Source organism: Streptomyces silvae (assembly GCF_016745505.1).
Taxonomy (GTDB): Bacteria; Actinomycetota; Actinomycetes; order Streptomycetales; family Streptomycetaceae; genus Streptomyces; species Streptomyces silvae.
This window is the reverse complement of the sequence record NZ_JAERUC010000060.1, coordinates 1-22,206: the sequence shown is the minus strand read 5'-3', so window position 1 is coordinate 22,206 and position 22,206 is coordinate 1. Positions and strand designations below refer to the sequence as shown.

Here is a 22,206-nt window from a genome sequence, read left to right as displayed (position 1 = left end):
GGCCGAGTGTAGGACAACGCCCCGTCCGCACACGGTTCGTTGGCCGCATGCGGGACGGGGCGCTCGTCACACCTTGAGGTACTTGCGCAATGCGAAGAGAGCGGCAACGGCGGGCATCAGCAGACCGATCGCAAGCACCAGCGGGAGCTTCGTGAGGACCGCCTCCCAGCCGATGAAGTCGATCAGATTCAGCTTCTCCTGGAGCGCGAGTCCGCCGTCGATCAGGAAGTACCGCGCCGCTATCAGGATCACGCAGGCGAGCAGTCCGCCGATCAGGCCGGCGAAGGCGGCCTCCATGATGAACGGCATCTGGATGTAGAAGCCCGAGGCCCCCACCAGCCGCATGATGCCCGTCTCCCGTCTCCGGCTGAACGCCGAGACGCGGACGGTGTTCACGATGAGCATCAGCGCAATGACCAGCATCAGCCCCATCAGGAAGATCGCGGCGACGTTCATGCCGTTCATCAGCCCGAAGAGGTTGTCCAGGATGCTGCGCTGGTCCTGGACGGACTGCACCCCGTCACGGCCGGCGAAGGCCGTGGCGACCACCTTGTACTTCTGCGGGTCGTCGAGCTTGACGCGGAACGACTCCTGCATCTGGTCCGGCGTGATGTTGCCGGCCATCGGCGAGTCGCCGAACTGCTCCTGGTAGTGCTTGTACGCCTCGTCGACCGTCTCGAACTGGACGGTCTCGACGGCGTCCATCTTCTTGAGATCGGCCTCGATCTCCTTCTTCTGCTCCGCCGTGACGGCACCCTTGGCGCACTTGGGCACGTCCTTGGCGTCGTTCTTGTTGCAGAGGAAGATCGAGACGTTGACCTTGTCGTACCAGTAGGTCTTCATCGAGCTGACCTGCTCGCGCATCAACAGCGCCCCGCCGAACAGGGCGAGCGAGAGGGCGACGGAGACCACGACCGCGAAGGTCATCGTGAGGTTACGACGAAGACCGACGCCGATCTCCGACAGGACGAACTGGGCGCGCATGGCGTCCTTTCAGTACTCGATGCTCAGTGCTGGTAGCCGTAGACGCCACGCGCCTGGTCACGGACGAGACGGCCCTGCTCGAGCTCGATGACGCGCTTGCGCATCTGGTCGACGATGTTCTGGTCGTGGGTCGCCATGATCACGGTGGTGCCGGTCCGGTTGATCCGGTCCAGCAGCTTCATGATGCCCACGGAGGTCTGCGGGTCGAGGTTGCCGGTCGGCTCGTCCGCGATGAGCAGCATGGGGCGGTTGACGAACGCCCGCGCGATGGCGACACGTTGCTGCTCACCACCGGAGAGCTCACCGGGCATCCGGTCCTCCTTGCCCCCGAGTCCCACGAGGTCGAGGACCTGCGGCACGGCCTTGCGGATCTCGCCGCGCGGCTTGCCGATGACCTCCTGCGCGAAGGCCACGTTCTCGGCGACGGTCTTGTTGGGGAGGAGACGGAAGTCCTGGAAGACCGTGCCCAGCTGGCGGCGCATCTGCGGCACCTTCCAGTTGGACAGCCGGGCGAGGTCCTTGCCGAGCACGTGGACCATGCCCTGACTGGCGCGCTCCTCCCGGAGGATGAGCCGCATGAAGGTGGACTTGCCGGAGCCGGAGGAGCCCACCAGGAAGACGAACTCACCCTTCTCGATGTCGAGTGAGACGTCCCGGAGAGCTGGGCGGCTCTGCTTCGGGTAGGTCTTGGAGACGTTGTCGAATCGGATCACGGATGCACCACGGTCGGCCGGGGGTAGGTGAGCGTGACCATACGCGAACCCGGCTGACGCGTGCAGTCGGTGTCCAGTGATGGGCGTTATGTAACGGAACGCGACGGTGTACGAACCGGGGCGTGCCGGACCTTGCCCGTCGGGGCGCGCCGAATGCCCCGCGACCTGGCACAGTGGTAGGGGGAACGGTTGGGTTTCCCGGAGCGTTGTGCGGAGAGACGGTGAATGCGGCTCCGCCGCGCGGGAGGAGGAATGCGCATGACCTATGACCGACTGGTGTGCGCGAACTGCGCGGCTCCCGTGAACGAGGGCCGTTGCCGCGTCTGCCGGGCGAGCCGGGAGCGCATGCAGGAGGAGGGCCCGTTCGCGGGGCTGAATCCGGCGATGCTGATCGCCCTCATGGTGATCCTGACGGCCTCCCTGGCCCTGCTCGTGCACCAGGCCGTGTGACCGGGGAGTCACCACCGGTCACCACGCCCTCCTGACCACTATGCGTCGTACCCCTCCCCCGCGAGCACGCGCGGGAGCACCGCGTCGAGCAGCTCTCCCGCCCGCACCTTGCCCGTCGGGCTGTACGGGATGGACGCGACCGGCAGGACATGGGCCGGCAGACAGGGCACCCGTCCGGCGCAGGCCGCGCGCACGGCCCTGAGCGCTCCAGCTTCACGCTCCGGTGAGACGGGGACGATCGGCACCACCAGAGCGTCACCGAGCGTGGGCAGGTCGACACGGAGGACGACCGTGTCCCGTACACAGGGCAGATCCATCAGGTCGTACTCGAGGCCGAAGACGTTCACGTCCAGCGGGGCGGTCTCGTCCACCTTGGAGACGCCGTCCGTACGGCCGGTGAGTTCGAGGTGCCCCTGTTCGTCGAGGACGCCGCTGTCGCCCGTGAGCAGGAAGCGCCGGGGGCCTTCGCCGTCGCCCGGGTCGAGGTCCAGGAAGACCGGCAGCTCGGCGGCGTAGTCGTCCATGAGCTGGTAGCTCGCGATGGCGACCCGGCCGCGTACGCCCGGCGGGAGCAGGTGTCCCTGCGCGTCGACCACCGCAAGGGTGCTGCCCTCCCAGGCGCGCCCCGCACGGCCCGGGGCGGTATGCAGCTCGTCCGGGGTGATCAGGGTGTTCACGCCGGTCTCGGTCGTGCCGTAGTACAGGTGCAGCACCGGCCCAAGGCGCTCCCAGGCCGTGGCGATCAGCCACCGGTTGAGCTGGCGGCCCCCGGAGAGCACGAAACGCAGCCGGGAGGTGGCGGCCAGCTCCCGGGAGTCGGGGTGCGAGACCAGCGAGGCGAGCACCGGCGGGACCATCAAGGTGGTGGAGACGCCCTCGGCCCGGATCAGCCGGGCCAGGTCCGCCCCGTCCCCCTCCGGGCACAGGACGATCCTTCCGCCGCGGGCCAGGAAGACCCGCGCCCAGCCGGGCCCCGAGGAGTGGTAGAGCGGGACGGTCACCAGGTGCACGTCGTCCGGGCCGAACCCGAACTGGCGTACCAGGGTGGCGAGTCGGCGCTCCTCGAACGAGAAGGTGCGGATCACCATCTTGGGCCGGCCGCTGGTGCCCGAGGTGAAGCAGTACGTCGCGAACGGCTGTTTCACCGGCTCCACTTCGCGCGGTTCGGTGGCAGCGAGGGAGGCGTACGTGGGGGCGCCCTCGGTGGAGCCGTCCAGGTGGACGGCGAGCACACCGTCACCGCCGTCGGGCACGCCGGCACGCTCCAGGAGGGGCCGGCACGCGGCGGTGCTGATCAGCACGGTGGGCCGCAGCTGCGCCAGGGCGTGCGCCGTCGCCTCCGGGGTCGCCGTGTGGTCGAGGCCGACGCAGGGGACGCCCAGGCTGGCGCAGGCGGCCATGAGGACGACCAGCTGCCAGCTGTTCCCGGCGACGAACGCCGCCCGGGCCGGGCGTTCCGGGGGCAGGAGGGCGTGCAGTCCGGCCGCCACCCGGGCCGTACGGTCCTCGAACTCCCGCCAGGTCAGGCGGGTCGGGCCGTCGACGATCGCTGTGCCGTCCGGGCGCCGGGCGGCGTTCCTGCGGATGTCCGCGAGTCTGAGCATCTGTTCACTCCGTATCCACCGGGGCCGCGGTGTCCGTCGCCCCGCCGGCGGGGGACACCGCGGCCGTACGTCCTTGGCGCAGCGTGTAGATCTCGACGCCGCTGGTGCGCAGCGCGTCGAGCTCGCCGCGGGTCCGGTCCGAGAGCTTCTCGCCGGGCACGGTGATCGGGATGCCCGGCGGGTAGGCGATGATGAAGTGCTCGGCGACGTCCCCCGCCAGGGCCTCCGTGGTCGCCCGGTAGGTGCGCTGGACGATGCGCAGGGCGTCCAGCAGCCGCAGCAGGATCCCCTCGTCGACGCCGATGTGGACGTGGAAGACGACCGCGTCACCGCTCTCCCGCGCGACGTACAGGGCGTACTCGTCGAAGAGGATGCGGCGGAACTCCGCGGCGGTGATGCCCAGGGCGCCGATGTCCACCAGGACCCGGGTGGGGTCGTCGTGGACCAGCAGGCCGGGGTCGCCGAGGTGTCCGTCGGGTCCGAGCGTGCGGTACGCCGAGAGCCGGGGGTCCGTGCGGATCTCCTCGCGCAGGGTCCTGGCGAGGTTCAGGGAGCGGTCCAGCAGCGCCTCGCCCTCCGCCTCGGCCTGGAGCCTGGCCAGGTCGAGGCTGGCCAGCACCGGCCAGGACGGCGAGGTGGTGTGGTGCTGGAAGAGCGCCTGTGCGATCGACTCCTGCATCTCGCCGTCACCCATCAGATGCAGGTACGAGCCCTGGCGCAGCGCCGACATGGACTTGTGCGCGGAGTGGGTGACCGCGACCGTCATCGGCAGCCCGGGGTCGGACGCGCGCAGTCCGCGCACCGCCTCCAGGGCGGTCAGCGGCTGGAGCCGCGGGTGGAAGCGGTGGACGGCGCCCCAGGCCTCGTCGACCAGGACGGACACCCCGGGGTGCAGTTCGGCCAGCGCGGCGAGCAGGGCCGGCATGTCGTAGCGGACGCCGTCGTAGGAGACCGCGGACAGCACCACCGTGTCGTACGGCACGCCCTCGGCGACGGCGAGCGCGAACATGTCGAGCAGCCGCCGAAGATCGGCGAAGGTACGCGGGCACGAGGCGCAGCAGCGGCGCATCGGCGCGTACTCCGTCGTGGCGTTCATGTCGCCGAGCGCGAAGTGCACCGACTGGTGGCAGCTGCGGTCCGCGAGCACCCGGCCGCCGCGCGGCACCAGGGCGCCGAGGGCGACCCGGTTGGCGGTGCTGGTGCCGGCGGACAGGAAGGTGGTGGAGTCGGCGCCGAAGCTCGCCGCCGCGAGCTGCTGGGCGGCCCGCAGGGGGCCGCGCGGGCGGAAGAACGAGTCGAGCATCGTGCCGCTGTACGACACCTCCGAGGCGAGCTGCGCCTGGCCGAACAGCGCTTCGTAGACATCACGGATCTTCGAGTTCCGGATGGAACCGCCGTGGGACAGGGGAAGGGCGTGGAACGAGGCGATGTCCCGGCGGGCCACGGAGAGCACCGCCTCGGCGAGCGGTGCACCGCTCGCCGAGGCGGGCAGGGCCCCGGGCCCCGGACGTACAGCGGTACCGCTGCCGGCTTCAGGCATGGCGTGGGCTCCTGAGGGTGAGGGAACACCCGCGAGGGTGTCGTGGGCCCACTCTCCGCACCCGCGCCCGGGGACGACAGGGACTGCGCCGGGTCCCGTCAGATGCGGGTGACTTCGTCAGGTGTTCCGTCACGTGATCCGTCACCTCGGGGGTGCGGGCGGTGGCCCGGCCACACCGCGCACGGCCGCATCAGGGGAGTTCGGGGGCACGGCACCGCGGCCCCGTGGTGGCCGGACCACCATCGCCGGGAGCGATCTGGTGCCCGGCGCACCTCGTCCGCCGGCCCCTGCGGGGGCCACCGTTGGCGTATGAGTGGAGCCCTGAATCAGACCAAGGATGTGTTCGCCGATTTCCCGGACGGCGCCGGGCCGTCCGATGTGGTCTCCGAGCTCGCCGGCGCGGTGTTCTCCGCGTCGCTGCGAAGGAGGGACCAGCGCGCGAAGGGGGAGCAGTACCTGCGCGGGCTGCTGACGGTGGGCGGGCGCAAGACCATGCGTAACGTCGCCTCCCTCGTGGGCGGTTCGGCCGCCGAGCAGAGCCTGCAGCACTTCATCTCCAGCTCCACCTGGGACTGGGCGCCGGTCCGGGAGGCGCTGGCCTGTTATGTGCAGCGGACCGTCCCGCCCCAGGCCTGGGTGCTCCAGCAGATGTCCATCCCCAAGGCCGGCGACCAGTCGGTGGGGGTGGCGGCGGGGTCCCCGGCGACCGGGGAGGCACCGGGCCAGCGGGCCTACGGCCTGTGGTTCGCCTCGGAGGAGATGAGCGTCCCCGTCAACTGGCGGCTGCATCTGCCGGAGTGCTGGCTGCAGGACACCTCCAGGCGGCGGCGCGCGGACATCCCCGCGGAGACCGTCGCGGAGTCACGGGACGAGTGCGCGGTGGCGGCCGTGCGGGAGACGATGGACCGCTGGCCGGTGCCGCCCAGGCCGCTGCTGCTGAACGCCGGCGGGCACGATCTGCCCATGCTGATGCGTGAGTTCGGGGACGCGGGGGTCCCCGTACTCGCGAGGATCGGGCCGTCGAGCCGGCTGGCGGTGGCCGATCCGGCCCTTCCCGGTTACGGCGCCGGGGCGGTGTCCGCCCAGCAGATCGTCGAGGCGGTCAAGGGCCTGCGCCACCCCGTCCGCTGGGGCGGGTCGAGCGCGCTGGTCGTCGCCGTGCGGGTGGTGTTCGGCGGGCGGGCCACGTTCGGCCGGGCTGAGACGCCGGGCCGGGGACAGCGCAGCATGCTGCTGCTCGGGGTGTGGAACGATCCGCTGCGGCCCGCCGGAGAGCTGCTGCTCACCGACATGACGCAGGCCCCCGTGCCCGCGCTGCTGCGGATGAGCAGGCTCGCCCGCCGGGTCTCACGGGACTTCACCGAGGTCGGGGAGCGGGTCGGGCTGCGGGACTTCGAGGGCCGCTCCTTCCGCGGCTGGCACCGGCACATCACCCTGGCCTCCGTCGCCCACGCGGCGGCGCTGCTGGGCGGGACGGGCTGGGGCGAGAACACGGCGCGCGGGCCCTGGCCCGCGCTGGTCCCTTCCGTCGCCCCCGTGCCGGTACCGCTCCGCACGGCCCGGCCTCCCAGGCTGGCCAGCCCCTATGTGGCGGGTGCCTCGGCCTGAGGCAGCTCGGCGCCGCCCTTGAGGAGCGTGTGCCGGGCGCGGTGCAGCCGCAGGGCGAGCTGGACCTCAAGGGCGCGCACCGGCTCCTGCCAGCCCGGGCCCAGGAGGTCGGTGATGCGCTCCAGCCGCCGCGAGACGGTGTTGGGGTGCACGTGCAGGCTCTCGGCGGCGCGCGTGGGGCTGTTCCCCGAGGCGAAGTAGGCCTCCAGGGTGCGCACCAGCTCGGTGCACTGCTGGCTGTCGTAGTCCAGGACGGGCCCGATGGTGAAGGTGATGAAGGCGACGGTGTCCGGCCGCTCGGACAGGAGCATGCCGAGGAAGCCCAGCTCCTGGGGCGACGCGGTGGCGCCGTCGCCGCCCAGCGCGGTCAGCGCGTCCAGGCAGCGCCTCGCCTCCTGGTACGTCGGGACGATCGACCCGGCGCTGGTGATCGGCCCGGCCGCGCCGGCCGTCACCGGGTGGCCGAGCACCGAGGACAGCTCCCGCGAGACCCTGCGCGCCGCCGCCCCCGGGTCGGTGCCGGGCAGCAGCAGGACGATGCAGCCGCCGTCCGTGGTCTTCAGCCCGGAGAGCCGGTGGGCGTACGAGGACGCCCACACGACGGCCTTGCCCTGGGCTCCGCCCTCCGGGCGTGCCACCACGGCGACATGAGGCTCGGTCAGGTCCACGGCCAGCCTGCGGGCCCGCTCGGCGAGCTGCGCGGGGGTGTACTGCGAGGAGCTGAGCAGCTCGTGGAAGAGCTGGTCGCGCATCTGCCCCTCGGCGGCGGCCGCGCTGCGCTGCACCTGGAGCAGGACGGCGGTGGCCTGGGCGACGATCCGCAGCAGCTGGGCGGTGATGTCGCTGGACGCCTCCCGCGGCACGAACACGAGCGTGGCCAGGATCTCGTCGCCCGCCGCCGCGGGACAGCACCACAGGCCCTCGGCCGACCGGACCGGGGCCCGCTCGGTGTGGGCGTCGAGAACGGTCCTGAGCAGCTCGCCCTCGTCGAGGCCGGGGACCTCGCCCGCGCCCGCCAGCTCACGCCCCGCCACGTCGCGCACGAGCAGGACGCCGTCGAGCGCCCCGGCGGCGACGGCGGTCAGCTCGTGCAGGTCCCGTCCGCGCAGCACCAGGTCGATCAGCCGGCTCTGCGTCTCGCGCAGATGGCGGGCCGCGGAGAAGAAGTCCATGGCGCGCGAGGAGTCGAGCTCCAGCTCCGATATCTCGTCCCTGGCCCGGTCGAGCAGCCGGGCCTTCTTGATGGCCACGGAGACCAGGTCGCCGAGCGAGGACATCTGGGTGATCTCGTCGGGCGCGAAGTGCCGCACCTTGCGGTCGGCGACATACAGCGACCCGAAGACGTGGTTCCCGTCGTGCAGCGGCACCGCCATCAGGGCCCGCAGCCCCTCGGCGCGCACCACGCCGTCGATCGCGCCGGTGTGCGGGAAGCGGTCGTCGCCGGGGAAGTCGGGGGACCAGAACGGGGCGGCGAGTGTGCCGGAACGGCTGCCCGGACCACCGGACTCGGCGATCCGGAATCCCACGGTGATCGCGGACGCGTGCCCGTCGGCGGCGCGGACGTACGAACAGTCCTCGGCCGGATCGTGGAAGCTGATCCACGACATGTCGAGGTTGAGCAGCAGCCGGGCGCGGCGGGTGACGACCTTCAGCAGCACGTCCAGCTCGTAGGGAAGGGTCAGTTCCCTCGCCGTGTCCACCAGGGCGGCGAGTCCGGCCTCGCGCTGGTGCCGGCGGGCGAAGAGGCTGTGGATGTCGAGGGCGAGGCCTCTGGCCCGGTCGAGCAGGGCGGCGGACTCGGTGTCGGTGCGGTCGGGCAGGGCGGTGCGGATCACTTCCTCGAAGCGCTCCGGGGGTGCCTCCGTCGCCAGTAACTCGAACAGGCCGAACAGGGCGTCACGTACTGAGTGGTCCTCGCTCGGCACCGTTCGTTCCCTCCCCCAGGGCCGCCCCGGGGTCTCCGGGCCGTAGGACCGCGAACGTCCCTCCGTGAACCTAAAACCTGCGAGCGGAATCGGTCAACCACAGGGGTGGGGCTAAGCCGCTGGTCAGAACGGGTCGTGTGGCCGGATCCGGCCCACGCCCTCCTGACACGTGTCTCCGGGGGCCCGGAACACCTCCGCCATGTCGATGCCCACACCGTCGAGGGCCGCCAGGGCCGCGTGCCCCGCCTCCTCGGCCTTCAGCAGTGTGTCGCCGTTCGGCGGGCCGTGGACGACGGCCGCCTCCAGCCGCTCCAGGGACACCGCCTGCCCGGTCCCCCAGCCCACCAGCGCGGTCAGCTGGTGCGGCAGGGGCGCGGTCCACAGGAGGCGCGGGGGCCGCGCTCCGGCGGCGCGGAGCACCCGCCACCACTCCCCGCCGAGGCGCTCCTCCCGCACCCGGAACGCCAGCCTGGCCACCGCCAGGGCCGCGGTGCCCCGGTGCCGCAGGGCCTCCGGGGAGTCCAGCCGGGCCAGCCGGGCGTCGACCTCCGCGTCGATCTCGCCGACCGGCACCGAGATGACGGCGGCGACCCTGCCCAGGCTCAGCCCCGCGGCGAGTGCCAGCTCCAGCCCGCTGAAGTAGGCGTCCATGGCCTCGGCACAGCCGGCCAGGGTGCGGACGGGCGACACGTCGACGCCCTGCCCGGCGGCCACCGTCGCGGTGACGGCTCGGAGACCGGGGCCGTCGGGGCTGATACGTACGAGCAGATTGGGCCGGTCCACCGCGCGGCCCGTGGCCCGGTCGAGGGCGGCGGACACCAGTCCCGCGTCCCCGTCGCTCGCGTCGTACACCCACAGGAGCGCGTCGCACGCCTCGCGCACGGCGTCGGCGGAGCCCGCGGCGGAGCGCAGTCCGCTGAAGTTCCCGTCGGCCGCGAGCCGGCGCAGCCGGGCGGCTGCGAAGGGTGCCGAAGCGTCTTCCGCCAGCCATCCGGCCACACCTTCGGCGGCCAGTTGCCGCAACAGCGCGGCTGCCAAGGGGCTGATCATGGGAGCCGAGATTAGAGGAGCCCGCACCCGCGCGACAGCGGCCTCCGGCTTCTCCGTCAGGTCCCCCGTCCGTCGGTCAGGTCCGCCCTACTCCGTCAGTCGTACGGCGCACAGGTGACTTATTCCCGGGCAGTTGACGGAATTCCCCGTCGCCCTTTGCCGCCCCGCCACGGGAACGGGATGTTCGTTGCGGTCACCGGTCCGGTGCCCGACGAGACGAGAGGACCGCAATGCCTGCAACCATTTCCGTACCGCAGTGCCTCGTGTGCGACACGGACTTCGAGATCCAGGACGACTGGGAGCGGGGCGAGATAACCGCGTGCGGTGCCTGCGGGCAGGAGCACGAGGTCGTCGAGAAGAGCGACGCCGCCGTACGCGTCGCTCTGGCCCCCGAGGTCGAAGAGGACTGGGGCGAGTGATCGACGCCCCCGAGGTACTGCTCTCGGTCACCATGCTGCGGCCGGACGAGAAGCTCCTCCTCAACGCACTGCGCGACGAGGGACTGAACGTCCGGCCGCTGCTGGCGGAGGACCTCGCCGAGGTGGTGTCGGGGGTGACGCCCCCGCCCGCCTTCGCCGTGGTCCGCAACCTGTCCCACCGCGAGGCGGTCGGGGTCGCCCGCCGGCTGGAGTTCACCGGCGTCACCGCCCTGAACCGCGCGTCCGCCATCGAGACCTGCAACGACAAGGGCCTCCAGGCCCTGCTGTTCGCCCGGCACGGCATCCCGCACCCGGTGTCCCGTCACACCTTCAGCTACGACCAGGTGCGCAGGACCGTGGCGGAGCTCGGGCTGCCGGCGGTCGTCAAGCCCGTCAGCGGTTCCTGGGGGCGCGGAGTCACCAAGGTCACCGACCACGACTCGCTGGAGGCGTGGGTCGGCGGACGCGAGTCCGCGGACGCCGGCGGCAAGCTGTTCCCCGTCCTGGTGCAGCAGTACATCGACAAGCCGGGCCATGACCTGCGGGTCGTGGTGGTGGGCCGCACCCCGGTCGTCGCCATCCAGCGGGTCTCGGACAACTGGCGGACCAACACCCATCTGGGCGCCCGGATCGAACGCCTGGAGATCACCGGCCCGATCGAGAAGCTCTGTGCCCAGGTCGTCGACGCCCTGGGTGAGGGCTTCTACGGAATCGACCTCATCGAGGACCTCGCCACCGGCGAACTCCTGGTCCTCGAAGTGAACGCGAATCCCGACTTCGCCCGTTCCTCCGCCGTCCACGGCGTGAATGTGGCAGGCCATCTGGCCGCGTACATCGCGGAGTTGTGCAGCGACACCACGCTCCCCGCGGCCGCGTGACACGAAGGAAGACAGATCTCATGGAACTGTTCGACACAGCCACCGTGCTCACCCGGGTGATGACCTCCGGTGTGGTCATGAGCATCGAGAAGAGCGACCGCGAACTGCCCGGCCTGGAACGCCTGCTGACCAAGCGGACCGGGCGCGCCCACGCGGTGCTCGTCAACAGCCGCAGCGCCGCCGTCCACGCGGCGCTCGCCGGTCAGGGCATCGGGCACGGCGACACCGTCAGCGTGCCTGAGCTGTCCCCCAAGGACGCCGCGTTCCTGGCCTGGCTCGGCGTCGAGGTGGCGGACGAGCCGGGTCCGGCCGCCTTCGAGCACATCGCGCTGGACGCCGGCCGGGCCCATCTGCTCGACGAGCAGGCGAGGGCCCTGCGGGCGCCGGCCCTGGTCGTCGACCTCACCGGGCTCGGCTTCGGCCCCGCCGCCGCCTTACTGACCGACGACCGCACCGTCTGGGCGCGCGCCGAGCGGCTCAAGATCTTCGGCGCGTACGACCTGCGCACGATGTGGACCCAGGAGGAGTCCGAGACGGATCTGATCCCCGGCGTGCAGTTCAACTACCGGCTGAGCCCGCTCGTAGCGGCCTGTGCCCGTATGGCCCTCAGCCAGGCCGTACGTCCCCTCACCACCGGAGCCCCGTCATGATCACCGACTTTCCGTCCGCCCCGCTCCCGCTGCCCTCCGCCGAGGAGGTCGCCTCGGAGCTGGCCGCCCTCGGCGGCGAGGCGCTGATCCCCAAGGAGCTGCGCCGCACGCTCTTCCCGGTCATCACCAAGGAGGACGTCTTCAACCTGATGCTCTCCCAGCGGAGGGCGCCCGAGAAGGTCGTCGCCGACTTCGCCGAGGCGTACCGCTCCTACGTGGGCGCCGCGTACGCGCTGCCCACCGCGAGCGGCACGTCGAGCCTGCACCTGGCCCTCGTCGGCGCGGGGGTGCAGCCGGGGGACGAGGTCATCGTCCCGGCGTTCACCTTCATCGCCACCGCGCAGGCCGTCGTCGCCGCCCACGCGATCCCGGTGTTCGTCGACATCGACCCGCGGACCTACTGCATGGACCCGGCGGCAGCCGCGGCCGCGGTCACGGACCGGACCCGCGCCATCATGCCGGTGCACGTGCACGGTCTGCCGGCCGATGTGCCCGCGCTGCGCGCCCTGGCCGACAAGCACGGCATCGCGCTCGTCGAGGACGCCTCGCACGCCCACTCGGCCCGCATCGGTGACCGTGTCGCCGGTTCGTTCGGCGACGCCGCCGGCCAGAGCCTGATGGCCGACAAGAACTTCCCGCTCGGCGGCGAGGGCGGCATCGCCTTCTTCGCCACCGAGGAGGCCCACAGCCGTGCGGCGGAGTACACCGTGCGCCACGGCATCGACTACGGGATGTCGTGGGTCGCCGCCGCGTTCGGCCACAGCCAGCTGGAGCGTCTGCCGTACTACGACGAGATCCGGGCCCGTAACTCGCGGCTGATCGCGGACACGCTGAACTCCACCGGGCTCTTCCGGGCGCCGTACGTCCCCGAGGGCCATGTCCACGCGTACAACATGTACCGGATCACCCTGCTGCCCGAGGCCGTCGGCCTCGGCGACCTCCCGGTGTGGGCGGTCAAGGAGGCCGTCCACGAGCTGCTCGTCGCCGAGGGCGTGCCGGCCCGGGAGTGGCAGAACACCCCGATCCCCTGCCACCTGCCGTTCACACACCGGGCGGGCTTCGGCAACGGCTACCCGTTCACGCTCAACCCGGGTGCGGTGCGCGACCACAGGCCCGAGGACTTCCCGGCGACGCTCGCCATGCTCGACTCGACCCTGGTCCTCTGCCGTGAGCTGCGCTCGCCGGTCGAGTACGAGAGGGCCCTGCGCTACGCGGACGCCTTCACCAAGGTCGCCCGGCGCCCGGACGCCATCCGCAAGCTCGTCGAGGCCGGCGACTACCGCCGTCCCTACGAGAAGGCGGCCCGCCTTGGCTGAGCAGAGCACACTCCAGAACCCGCCCCCCTCCGACCGGAAGATCCGCGTCGCCGTCATCGGGGCGAGCGGCTACACCGGTGGCGAGGTCATCCGGCTGCTCCTCAACCACCCCCATGTGGAACTCGCGTTCCTCTCCGCCGAGCGCGCGGCGGGCAAGCAGGTGGGCGCCGTCCACCCGTGGCTGCGCAACCACCCCCGGCTCACCGGCATCAAGCTGCGTCCGCTGGACCAGCTGGGCGAGGTCGACGTGGCGATCACGTGCCTGCCCACCGGCGCGCTGCCCGAGCGGCTGCCGCAGATCGCGGACCGCGCGAAGTACGTCCTCAACCTGGCCGGGGACTTCCGGCTGGACAATCCGCAGGAGCGGGCGAAGCACTACCCGGCGTCGGTGGCCCATCCGCCGGCCGACGACTTCCTCTACTTCGTACCGGATCTGTCGGAGTCCCTGCCGGAGGGCCGGTTCATCAACCTGCCCGGCTGCATGGCCGTCGCCACGGTCTACGCCCTGTACCCGCTCTTCGCCGACGGTCTCGTCGAACCGGACGTGGTGGTCGACGCGAAGACCGGCTCCACCGGCGGCGGGCGGGGCGGCTCCGAGCAGCCGGCGGAGCGCTCCGGGAACTTCCGGGTGCACAAGCTGCACGGGCACCGCCATCTGCCGGAGATCACCCAGGCGCTCACGCACTTCACCGGTACGGCGCCCGAGCTGCGCTTCTCCACGCACAGCCTGGACGTGCCGCGCGGCATCCTGATCTCGGCGTACAGCCGGCTCAAGGAGGGCGTCAGCCCGCTCGACGTCAAGCGCGCCTACGCCAAGGCGTACACGGGCAAGGCGTTCGTACGGGTACGGCCCTCGCCGAAGGCCCCGCAGGACTTCCCGATGCTCAAGGCCGTCGTCGGCTCGAACATCGCCGAGGTCGCGGTCTCCGTCGACGGGGACCAGTGCGTCTCCATCGCCGCCATCGACAACCTCATCAAGGGCGCGGCCGGCCAGGCCGTGCAGGCGATGAACCTGGCCCTCGGCTACACCGAGTGGACCGGGCTGAGCTGTGCGGCGGTGGCGCCGTGACCCGCCCCCTGTACGTGGTCAAGGTCGGCAGCGCCACCCTCGACCGCGGCACGATCCACACCGAACTGGCGGCCCTCGTCGCCCGCGGCGCCCGGCTGCTGCTGGTCGCGGGCGGCGCGGTCGGCATCGAGCAGCACTACGCCGCCCTCGGCCGGCCGATGCCCGAACTCCGGCTCGCCAACGGTGACTCGGTGCGCTACTGCCCGCCCGCCGAGATGACGCACCTGGTCGACGCCTACGAGCGGGTCACCCTGCCCGGCGTCGAGGACGGTCTGCGCGCCCTCGGGCTCGACGTGTTCACCGCGGTCGCCGCACGCGGCGGCCTGGTCACCGGCCGCGCCAACCGGCCGCTGAAGACGGTGAGCCCGGAGGGCCGCACCCGGGTCGTCCGCGACCACCGGGCCGGCGTACCGGTGGAGGCCGACACCGCCCGGCTGCGGGCGCTGCTGGAGGCGTACGACGTGGTGTGCCTCTCCGCACCGGTACGTGACCGGGACGGCGGCGCCCCGCTGAACGTGGACGCCGACGTGCTCGCCGCGGCCCTGTCCAACGCCCTGGGCGCCGACCATCTGCGTCTGGTCACCGGGACCGCGGGGCTGCTCACCGACCCCTCGGACCCGGCCTCGACGCTGCCCCACGCGTACCAGGGCGAGGCGGCCCGGTACGCGGGCGGCAGGATGCGGCAGAAGGTGCGGGCCGCCGAGATGGCGCTGGAGGGCGGCAGCGCCGACATCGCCATCACCGGCCCGCACACGCTGGCCCAGCCGGCCGGCTGGACCCGGTTCTGGCGCGGCACCGCCCCGGAGGCGGACCTGGAGCTGCTCGGCCGCACGGTCGGGGTGCCCTCGGTCTCCGGTGACGAGCACGAGCTGGCCGCCTATCTGGCCGACTGGTGCGCCGAACGCGGGATCGACGCCAAGATCGACGCCGTCGGGAACCTGGTGGCGACCCGGGGCACCGGGGACCGCTCGCTGCTGCTGCTCGGCCACCTGGACACGGTGCCGCACCACTGGCCCGCCGAGTGGCGCGAGGGCGAACTGCACGGCCGGGGCAGCGTGGACGCCAAGGGCAGCCTGGCGGCGTTCCTGGAGGTGCTGGCCACGGCCGACGTCCCCGCCGACGGCTCGCTGCGGGTGGTGGGCGCGGTCGAGGAGGAGATCTCCTCCTCGAAGGGCGCCTTCCACGCCCGCGACCACTATCCGGCCGACGCCGTCGTCATCGGCGAGCCCAGCGGCAGCGACAAGCTGACGCTCGGCTACTACGGGCTGTTCAAGCTCCGGGTCACCGCCTGGGTCGACAGCGGGCACTCCGCCGGCATGGACGCCGTCTCAGCGCCGGACGCGCTGACGGAGGCCGTCGCGTCCCTCAGGGCCTCGGTCCTGGAGCAGGCACCGGACGCCCTCAGCGCGCTCATCGACGTCCGCTGCGAGACGGGCCGCGAACGCCACCGCGCCGTCGGCATCCTCAACTTCCGGGTCCCGCCGGGCGCCGACCTCGACGCCCTGCGCGAGGCCGCCCTGTCCCACGGGAGCGGCGCCGTGGAGATCACGGTGGAGCGGGCCACCCCCGGACACAGCGGGGGCCGCACGAGCTCCCTGGCGAAGGTGTTCAGCCGTGCCTTCGGACAGGCCGGTGTCCGGCCGAGGTTCGTGGTCAAGAAGGGCACCTCCGACATGAACACCCTCGCCACCACCTGGCGCGGTGTGCCGATGGTCGCCTACGGCCCCGGCGACTCCGCTCTCGACCACACCGACGAGGAACGTATCGGCGCCGAGGAGTACCGGGCCGCGCGGTCGCTCCTGGCCGACGCGGTGGCCCGCTGGTTCGCCCTGCCCGAAGGGAGCCGATGATGACCGTGCTGACCGACGTCCTCGAACCGGTCGACAGTGGACCCGCCACCGGGCAGGACCTGCTGGCCGAGCGGGCGCGGGAGGCCCGCAGGCTGGTCGTCGACATGGCGGCGAGCCCGCGCGGCTGCCACCTCGGCGGCAGCCTGTCCGTGCTGGACATCCTGATCGCGTCGCTGCACCGGGCCTCCTCCGGCGACGGCACCGAGATGGTCCTCAGCAAGGGCCACGCGGCCGCCGGCCTCTACGCGGCGCTGTACGTGAACGGGGTCCTGCCCGAGAACCCGGCCCCGCTGTACGGCATGGCCGGCCACCCGTACACCGGCCACCCGGGCCCCAAGGTCCCCGGGGTGCGCTTCCCGACCGGGAGCCTCGGGCACGGAGTGCCGTACGCGGCCGGCTGGGCCCTGTCCCGCAGGCTCGGCGGGAAGCCGGGCCTCGGCATCGCCGTGACGGGCGACGGCGAGCTCCAGGAGGGGCTCGTCTGGGAGACCTGCCAGGTCGCCGCCGCCCAGCGGCTGGGCAACTTCGTGCTGGTCGTCGACCGCAACGGCGGCCAGAACGACGGCATGGTCGCGGACGTCTCGCCGCTGCCGGAGCTCGCCGCACGCTTCGCCGCCTTCGGGTTCGAGACGGCCGAGGTCGACGGACACGACCTCGCCGCCCTCACCGCCGTGCTGTCCGGCGACCGTACGGAGGCCACCCGGCCCCTCGCGGTCGTCGCCGACACGGTCAAGGGCAAAGGCGTGCCTGCCGTGGAGGGCAAGGCCGCCTCCCACTACGTCACCATCGACGCGGCCCGCGCCGCCAAGTGGAAGCGAGCGATCCGATGACGGCGACGATCACGGAGGCCCGGCCGGCCCTCGCGGGCCGGGACGCCTACCGCGACGAGCTCACCCGGATCGCCGGGGAGGACCCCCGGGTGCTCTGCCTGGAGGCGGACCTCGGGGGCAAGAACCACCCCTTCCAGCGGGCCCATCCGGACCGGTTCTTCAACCTGGGCATCGCCGAGGGCGCCATGGTGGACATGGCCGCCGGGCTCGCGGTGGGCGGCTACCGGCCGTTCCTCTCCACCTTCGCGCCGTTCGCGGCGCTCCGGGCGGCGGAGAGCCTCAAGCTGACGCTGGGCTACCTGAACGCGGGGGTCACCGTCGTCGCGCCGTACGCCGGTGTCTCCGGGGCCTGGTTCGGGACGACGCACCACTGCCTGGAGGACCTGGCCGTCCTGCGCAGCGTGCCCGGGGTGACCATCGCCGCACCGTACGGCGAGGCCGAGATGCGGGCGGTCGTCCGCGCCGCGGCCCGGTCCGGGAAGCCGTACTACATCCGCACCGGGCGCAACGCGGCGTACACCTCCCTGCCCGGCCAGGACGACGAACTGCCGCTGGTCGCCTGGGACTCCGCCGGCGGGGAGGGCGAGCCCTGCCTCGTCTCCGTGGGCGAGGAGGGCACCCGCCTCGCCCTCGAAGCACGCGAGCGGGACCCGGGCCTCGCCCACGCCCACCTCGTGTACCTGGACCACGACCATCTGGCCCGGGCGGCCGCCGAACTGGCCGGGCGTCACAGCAGGTTCGTGGTCGTCGAGGAGCACCGGCGCGAGGGCGGCGTCGCCGAGGCGCTGGCGCTGCTGATGCCCCGGTGCGAGGTCGTGGGCGTGAACGCGGGCCACGACTGGCCGGCCGAGGGGGGCGACCACCACGAGGTGATGGCCCGGCTCGGCTTCGACCTGCCGGCCGTCCTCTCCGCCGCTTCCCGGCTGCGCGCTCCCTGATCCACCTCCGAAGCCTCTCCGGACCGCCCCGAACTCCCCCGAACACTCCCGAACTTAAGGACTTTCCCATGCACATCCTCATGATCGAATGCAACCCGAACGGCATCGCCGGCATCGCCGACGCCCTGGCCCTGGGCCACGACGTCACGTTCGTCTCCGCCGACCCGGACTTCTACCTCGGCGCCTCGCCGCTGGCCGAGGCGGCGTTCGCCCACGACAGGTGCGACGTCATCAAGAGCACCGAGGCCTTCTCCATCGACGAGTTGGAGCGGCTCGCCAAGGAGATCAACGCGCAGAAGCCCGTCCACGGCGTCATGACCTACAGCGAGTACCACACGGTGCACGCCGCCTCGGTGGCCCGCTCGCTCGGCCTGCCCGGGATGAGCGTGGAGGGCGCCCTCAACGCCCGCCACAAGCATCGCACCCGCCTGACGCTGGAGAAGACCGACGTACGCCAGCCCCGCTTCGTGTCCGTCGCGGACCCGAAGGACATGGCGGCCGCGGTCCACAAGATCGGCTTCCCCTGCGTGGTCAAGCCGTCCGACGGCACCGCCAGCCTGCACGTGCTCCTGCTCCGCGACGACCAGGAGCTCACCGACTACCTCGCCGAGCTGGCGAAGGTGGACGACTACGGCCGCGGGGTGACCCGCATCCCGGAGATCGTCGTCGAGGAGTTCGTCGAGGGTGAGCTGGTCTCCGTCGAGGCCTGCGTGCTCCAGAGCGGCGAGATCGTCAACCTCGGGATCACCGACCGCAACCTGAGCGGCTTCCCGTACTTCATCGAGATGGGCCTCACCTACTTCCGCGGCCACCCGCTCCAGGACGAGCTGTTCGCGATGAACGAGAAGGTCCTCAAGGGCCTCGGCGTCGACTTCGGCTTCATCCACGCCGAGTACATCCTCGCCGAGGGCGGCCCGGTGCTGTGCGAGGTCAACGGCCGGCTCACCGGCGGCATCGTGCCGCAGCTGATGGAGCTGTCCAGCGGCGTCAACGCCTATCTGGAGGTCATCCGCCAGGCGCTCGGCGAGAAGCCCGAACTGCCCGTCCCCGGCGACGTCATCGCGGGCGGCCACTGGTTCGGCTCGCCCGTCGACGGCGAGATCGTCTCCATCGGCTTCGACAAACTCCAGGGCACCCCCGGCTTCGTGGAGGCACTCGCGTACGCCAAGCCCGGCCGCACCGTGTCCCGGCTGTCCAAGAGCAACTTCGACTGGCTCGGCCACCTCATCTACACCGGCAAGGACCGCGACGAGGCCACCGGCCGGGTCCGGGCCGCCCTCGACGACATCGACTTCAACCTCTCGGTGAAGGTGGCCCGCTGATGCGCGTCGCGATCCCGGAACTCGACCCGTCCGCCCTGTACGACGTCACCGTCGAGGACGGCCACTTCTCCTCCGTCCGCGCCGTCGCGGAGCGGGACGAGAACGACGCCGACACCCCGGAGCTGTGGCCGGGCTTCGTCGAGGCCCACGCCCACCTGGCGCTCCCGGCCAACTTCGACGACTCGCTCGACGACCCGCGCATCTCCGCGCTCCAGTACCTCTACCACGGCATCACCCACGTCACGGACCTGTTCGGCTTCCCCCTGGTCAAGGACGGCTGGGAGCAGGGCAAGCGGGAGCTGGGCCTGCCCTGGCCCGAGGTGGTCCACTGCGGTTACGCCGCCACCGCGACCAAGGACATCGACGGCCACTACGGCCACGGCGTCGAGTTCCCCGCGCCCGTCTTCATGCTGAGCGTGCAGGACGACCTCGCCACGGTCCTCGCGGCGAACAAGGCCCGCGGCGCGACCTTCCTGAAGGTCATGTACACCGAGGGCGCCGAACAGCCGGAGAGCAGCAAGCGCTTCTCCCGGCTCCCGGGCAACCTCCTCGCCCACGTGCCGCGGGTGGCCGCCGAGCACGGTCTGAAGGCGGTCATCGACTGCAACACCCGCGACGAGGTGATGCAGGCCTACGCCTTCGGCTTCCGCATCTTCGCCCACCCGGTACGCGACGTCGGCCTGTCGGCGGCGGACTGGCAGACGCTCGAAGGCGCCCGGTTCGTCTCCACGCTCAGCGGTCTGCGCCCCATGATCATGGAACGCGAGGACTTCCTGCGCGAGTACCGGCGTCCCGGCTTCCGTGAGACCCAGGACCTGTCCAACCTCGACTTCGTATCGAAGATCGAGGAGCCGTTCGGCATCCAGTACGAGGTCCAGGAGACCAGGACCGCGGCGCTGGTCAACATGCGCGACAACAGCCTGGCCGCACTGGAGCGCGGGGCGCTGCTGATCGGCACGGACTGCGGCAACACCGGTGCGTTCCACGGCGACGCGCTCAAGGGCGAGCTGGACCTGCTGGCCGGCGACGACCTGGGCAAGCCCGGACTGCGCGAGGCCCTGCTGCGTACGGCGACGACCACGGCCCGTGGCTTCTTCGACGAGCTCTCCGGCCGCGAGCCCGCCACGGACCTCATCGCGGAGGGCAGCCCGGCCACGTTCAACCTGATCGACCCGGCAGCCGCCGGACAGCCGCTCTCGCAGCTCCCCCGTGCCACGTACGTACGCGGCACGGCCGTCGACCGTACGGCACTCGTGCGGGCCATCCAGGACCTGCGCTCCACCCCCACCCGAGGAAAGGTCACCGTATGAGCCGCCAGGAACGCCATGTCCTGAGCCCGCAGACCCGCAAGGTCCTGCTGGGCGTCAACTCCGGCATCGCGCTCGCCCACATCGGCAACTACATCTGGTTCCCCCACCTGATCTCGACGCTCGGCGTGGAGTACAGCGGCTTCTGGGCCGGGTTCGTGATGTTCCTGACGTACGTGGGCCGGCTGAGCGCGACCTTCTTCTACGAGGGCGTCGCGGCCCGCTTCGGAACCCGTACGAGCATCATCGCGGGCATCGCCGTGGAAGCCGTCGCGCTCGGCGGGATGGGCTTCGCGGACGGAGTGCCGTTCTACAGCCTGCTGGCCTTCTTCGTCGGCTTCGGCTCGGGTATCTCCTTCCCGGGGCTGAAGAACATCCTCGGCACCCTGCCGGCGGCGGACCGGCCCAAGGCCTTCTCCTCGTTCCAGATGTCCTGCCAGCTCGGTGTCATCGCCGGTGCGGTGATCGGCGGGCTGTTCCTCGGTTCCTCCATGACGATCCTGTTCCTGGTGGTCTTCGTCCTGTTCGCCGGCTACTGCGCGGCCGCGGCCTCGTTCATCCCGGCCGACGCGGGCGACCTGGGCGACCCGGCGGCGAAGGACACGCCGCTGGTCAACGTGGCGATCCTCAAGGGCCTGCAACTGGGCGGTGGCGGGAGCTACTTCCTGCTCTCCAGCGTCTTCTGGATCCTGTCGATCAGCTTCCTCGTCGGCATGCCGCTGCACATGGAGGAGTTCGCCGCGGACCTGCCGGTCTCCACCCCGTTCTGGATCACCGGCCTGGCGCTCCTCGTGCTCCAGTACCCGGCGTTCCGCTTCATGTCCAAGCACCTGCGGCCCGGTCAGGTCATGGGCGTCGCGTTCCTCGCGATGGCGGCGGCGTACGCCCTGTTCGGGGCCGGTCAGACAGCGGTGTGGGTGGTCGTCGGCTGCCTGGTCGTGGTCTTCGGCGACATCCTGTTCACGCCGTCCTTCGACCTGTGGGTCGCCGACCGGATGCCGGCGGACCGCCTCGCGCGGGCCATGGGCGCCATGCACTTCTTCCGCAGCTTCGGCAACATGGTCGGCACGCTCGCCGCGGGCGCGCTCTACGACCTGTCGCGCTCCACCGACATCCCGGGGCTCAACTGGTACGCGGTCGGGGCGATCGCGCTGGTCTGCGCCGCCGTCAGCTTCTCCTCCGCGAAGAAGGAGGGCGCCGCCCCGGAACAGGGCACCCCGGCCTTCGCGAAGACGGAGGCGGCACCCGTCGCGGAGCCCGTCGTGGAGCCCCGTCAGGCGGCCGACTCGACGGCCTGACGGTTCGTTCCTGTTCGTTCCCCCCCACATGCAGAGGGACCCGGCCCCCGCGGAAGCGGGCCGGGTCCCTCTGTGCGTACAGGCGCGTACGCGTACCGCAGGCGCTTACTAGGCGGCCGTACGACCGCCGCCCGCCAGACGCGGCAGGATGCGGAAGCCGATGCCACCGGCGATCATCGTCGCGGCGCCGATCAGCAGGAACGTGGTCTCGGCCGCACCGGTCTCGGCGAGCTCGTCCTTGCCCTTGCCCTGCTCGACCGGCTGGTTGCCGACGCTGTCGGTGTCGGTGTTGTCACCGGCGTCCGGGTAGGACGGGTCCGACGGGGCGCCGGTGGGCGCGTCGGTCGCACCGTCGGTCGGCTCCTCGGTGGGCGTGTCCGTCGGGCCGTCGGTGGGCTCGTCGGTCGGCTCATCGGTGGGCGTGTCCGTCGGCTCATCGGTGGGCTCGTCGGTCG

General features: G+C 71.8%; 20 protein-coding genes. 13 read left to right on the top strand and 7 right to left on the bottom strand.

From position 1 onward, the window contains the following. Positions 1-66: 66 nt before the first annotated feature. The gene (gene ftsX, locus JKV81_RS07925; protein ID WP_099172926.1) at positions 67-984 is read right to left on the bottom strand and encodes a permease-like cell division protein FtsX; all 918 of its coding nucleotides are present in this window, start codon (positions 982-984) and stop codon (positions 67-69) included. A gap of 23 nt (positions 985-1,007) precedes the next feature. Beyond that, positions 1,008-1,697 (bottom strand): cell division ATP-binding protein FtsE, encoded by a 690-nt coding sequence (ftsE, locus tag JKV81_RS07920; RefSeq protein WP_014046319.1) that lies wholly within the window; start codon positions 1,695-1,697, stop codon positions 1,008-1,010. A gap of 258 nt (positions 1,698-1,955) precedes the next feature. Between ftsE and JKV81_RS07915 the strand changes: the two genes are divergently transcribed. Further along, positions 1,956-2,147, top strand: coding sequence for a hypothetical protein (locus tag JKV81_RS07915; protein ID WP_202075257.1), 192 nt, complete (start codon positions 1,956-1,958; stop codon positions 2,145-2,147). A 38-nt stretch (positions 2,148-2,185) separates the two neighbouring features. Here the strand turns inward: JKV81_RS07915 and JKV81_RS07910 are convergent, their stop codons facing one another. Next, a complete protein-coding gene (locus JKV81_RS07910) occupies positions 2,186-3,751 on the bottom strand; it encodes a class I adenylate-forming enzyme family protein (protein ID WP_129263663.1) in 1,566 nt (521 codons plus the stop codon). 4 nt (positions 3,752-3,755) lie between these two features. After that, positions 3,756-5,291: an Orn/Lys/Arg family decarboxylase gene (locus JKV81_RS07905; protein WP_124276178.1), complete on the bottom strand. Its 1,536-nt coding sequence runs from the start codon at positions 5,289-5,291 to the stop codon at positions 3,756-3,758. A 309-nt stretch (positions 5,292-5,600) separates the two neighbouring features. Between JKV81_RS07905 and JKV81_RS07900 the strand changes: the two genes are divergently transcribed. Beyond that, positions 5,601-6,899, top strand: a complete 1,299-nt coding sequence (locus JKV81_RS07900) for an IS701 family transposase (protein ID WP_236055719.1) — start codon at positions 5,601-5,603, stop codon at positions 6,897-6,899. On the opposite strand, the gene JKV81_RS07895 is transcribed toward JKV81_RS07900, so the two are convergent. Both JKV81_RS07895 and JKV81_RS07890 read right to left on the bottom strand, forming a co-directional pair. Then, complete coding sequence (locus tag JKV81_RS07895; RefSeq protein WP_241748458.1) at positions 6,875-8,824, bottom strand: helix-turn-helix domain-containing protein; 1,950 nt, start codon at positions 8,822-8,824, stop codon at positions 6,875-6,877. The genes JKV81_RS07900 and JKV81_RS07895 overlap by 25 nt on opposite strands. Positions 8,825-8,947: 123 nt before the next feature. Next, complete coding sequence (locus tag JKV81_RS07890; protein ID WP_129263667.1) at positions 8,948-9,874, bottom strand: beta/alpha barrel domain-containing protein; 927 nt, start codon at positions 9,872-9,874, stop codon at positions 8,948-8,950. A gap of 230 nt (positions 9,875-10,104) precedes the next feature. Here JKV81_RS07890 and JKV81_RS07885 point away from each other — a divergent pair, with 230 nt between their 5' ends. The 11 genes from JKV81_RS07885 (at position 10,105) to JKV81_RS07835 (ending at position 21,751) form a co-directional block, all read left to right on the top strand. Further along, positions 10,105-10,293: a lysine biosynthesis protein LysW gene (locus tag JKV81_RS07885; RefSeq protein ID WP_124276176.1), complete on the top strand. Its 189-nt coding sequence runs from the start codon at positions 10,105-10,107 to the stop codon at positions 10,291-10,293. Next, on the top strand, positions 10,290-11,171 hold the full coding sequence (locus tag JKV81_RS07880; RefSeq protein WP_202075256.1) for a RimK family alpha-L-glutamate ligase: 882 nt from the start codon (positions 10,290-10,292) through the stop codon (positions 11,169-11,171). The genes JKV81_RS07885 and JKV81_RS07880 overlap by 4 nt, the downstream gene beginning before the upstream one ends. 20 nt (positions 11,172-11,191) lie before the next feature. Continuing rightward, entirely contained in the window at positions 11,192-11,821 is a 630-nt protein-coding gene (locus JKV81_RS07875; protein WP_129263670.1) for a DegT/DnrJ/EryC1/StrS family aminotransferase, read from the top strand. Continuing rightward, positions 11,818-13,137, top strand: a complete 1,320-nt coding sequence (locus JKV81_RS07870) for a DegT/DnrJ/EryC1/StrS aminotransferase family protein (RefSeq protein ID WP_129263673.1) — start codon at positions 11,818-11,820, stop codon at positions 13,135-13,137. The genes JKV81_RS07875 and JKV81_RS07870 overlap by 4 nt, the downstream gene beginning before the upstream one ends. Next, positions 13,130-14,206, top strand: a complete 1,077-nt coding sequence (gene argC / locus JKV81_RS07865) for an N-acetyl-gamma-glutamyl-phosphate reductase (RefSeq protein WP_236055716.1) — start codon at positions 13,130-13,132, stop codon at positions 14,204-14,206. Before JKV81_RS07870 ends, argC begins: the two co-directional genes overlap by 8 nt. Next, complete coding sequence (locus JKV81_RS07860) at positions 14,203-16,056, top strand: M20/M25/M40 family metallo-hydrolase (RefSeq protein WP_129263676.1); 1,854 nt, start codon at positions 14,203-14,205, stop codon at positions 16,054-16,056. The genes argC and JKV81_RS07860 overlap by 4 nt, the downstream gene beginning before the upstream one ends. After that, positions 16,056-16,886, top strand: coding sequence for a thiamine pyrophosphate-binding protein (locus tag JKV81_RS07855; protein WP_202075255.1), 831 nt, complete (start codon positions 16,056-16,058; stop codon positions 16,884-16,886). The genes JKV81_RS07860 and JKV81_RS07855 overlap by 1 nt, the downstream gene beginning before the upstream one ends. Beyond that, a complete protein-coding gene (locus JKV81_RS07850; protein WP_202075254.1) occupies positions 16,883-17,824 on the top strand; it encodes a transketolase family protein in 942 nt (313 codons plus the stop codon). The genes JKV81_RS07855 and JKV81_RS07850 overlap by 4 nt, the downstream gene beginning before the upstream one ends. Positions 17,825-17,892: 68 nt before the next feature. Further along, a complete protein-coding gene (locus JKV81_RS07845) occupies positions 17,893-19,146 on the top strand; it encodes an ATP-grasp domain-containing protein (protein ID WP_124276170.1) in 1,254 nt (417 codons plus the stop codon). Continuing rightward, a complete protein-coding gene (locus JKV81_RS07840; RefSeq protein ID WP_129263683.1) occupies positions 19,146-20,456 on the top strand; it encodes an amidohydrolase family protein in 1,311 nt (436 codons plus the stop codon). Before JKV81_RS07845 ends, JKV81_RS07840 begins: the two co-directional genes overlap by 1 nt. Beyond that, positions 20,453-21,751, top strand: coding sequence for an MFS transporter (locus tag JKV81_RS07835; RefSeq protein ID WP_236055713.1), 1,299 nt, complete (start codon positions 20,453-20,455; stop codon positions 21,749-21,751). The genes JKV81_RS07840 and JKV81_RS07835 overlap by 4 nt, the downstream gene beginning before the upstream one ends. Before the next feature lie 108 nt (positions 21,752-21,859). Here JKV81_RS07835 and JKV81_RS07830 read toward each other — a convergent pair. Continuing rightward, on the bottom strand, positions 21,860-22,206 hold a 347-nt coding region (locus tag JKV81_RS07830), incomplete at its 5' end, for an LPXTG cell wall anchor domain-containing protein (RefSeq protein ID WP_505016564.1).

Excerpts from the sequence above, each read along its gene's own strand:
- JKV81_RS07870 (WP_129263673.1), top strand. The coding sequence starts at position 11,818 with ATGATCACCGACTTTCCGTCCGCCCCGCTCCCGCTGCCCTCCGCCGAG.
- JKV81_RS07910 (WP_129263663.1), bottom strand. The coding sequence starts at position 3,751 with ATGCTCAGACTCGCGGACATCCGCAGGAACGCCGCCCGGCGCCCGGAC.
- JKV81_RS07915 (WP_202075257.1), top strand. The coding sequence starts at position 1,956 with ATGACCTATGACCGACTGGTGTGCGCGAACTGCGCGGCTCCCGTGAAC.
- JKV81_RS07835 (WP_236055713.1), top strand. The coding sequence starts at position 20,453 with ATGAGCCGCCAGGAACGCCATGTCCTGAGCCCGCAGACCCGCAAGGTC.
- JKV81_RS07890 (WP_129263667.1), bottom strand. The coding sequence starts at position 9,874 with ATGATCAGCCCCTTGGCAGCCGCGCTGTTGCGGCAACTGGCCGCCGAA.
- JKV81_RS07845 (WP_124276170.1), top strand. The coding sequence starts at position 17,893 with ATGCACATCCTCATGATCGAATGCAACCCGAACGGCATCGCCGGCATC.
- JKV81_RS07905 (WP_124276178.1), bottom strand. The coding sequence starts at position 5,291 with ATGCCTGAAGCCGGCAGCGGTACCGCTGTACGTCCGGGGCCCGGGGCC.
- ftsX (WP_099172926.1), bottom strand. The coding sequence starts at position 984 with ATGCGCGCCCAGTTCGTCCTGTCGGAGATCGGCGTCGGTCTTCGTCGT.
- JKV81_RS07855 (WP_202075255.1), top strand. The coding sequence starts at position 16,056 with ATGACCGTGCTGACCGACGTCCTCGAACCGGTCGACAGTGGACCCGCC.
- JKV81_RS07840 (WP_129263683.1), top strand. The coding sequence starts at position 19,146 with ATGCGCGTCGCGATCCCGGAACTCGACCCGTCCGCCCTGTACGACGTC.
- JKV81_RS07875 (WP_129263670.1), top strand. The coding sequence starts at position 11,192 with ATGGAACTGTTCGACACAGCCACCGTGCTCACCCGGGTGATGACCTCC.
- JKV81_RS07850 (WP_202075254.1), top strand. The coding sequence starts at position 16,883 with ATGACGGCGACGATCACGGAGGCCCGGCCGGCCCTCGCGGGCCGGGAC.
- JKV81_RS07885 (WP_124276176.1), top strand. The coding sequence starts at position 10,105 with ATGCCTGCAACCATTTCCGTACCGCAGTGCCTCGTGTGCGACACGGAC.
- JKV81_RS07900 (WP_236055719.1), top strand. The coding sequence starts at position 5,601 with ATGAGTGGAGCCCTGAATCAGACCAAGGATGTGTTCGCCGATTTCCCG.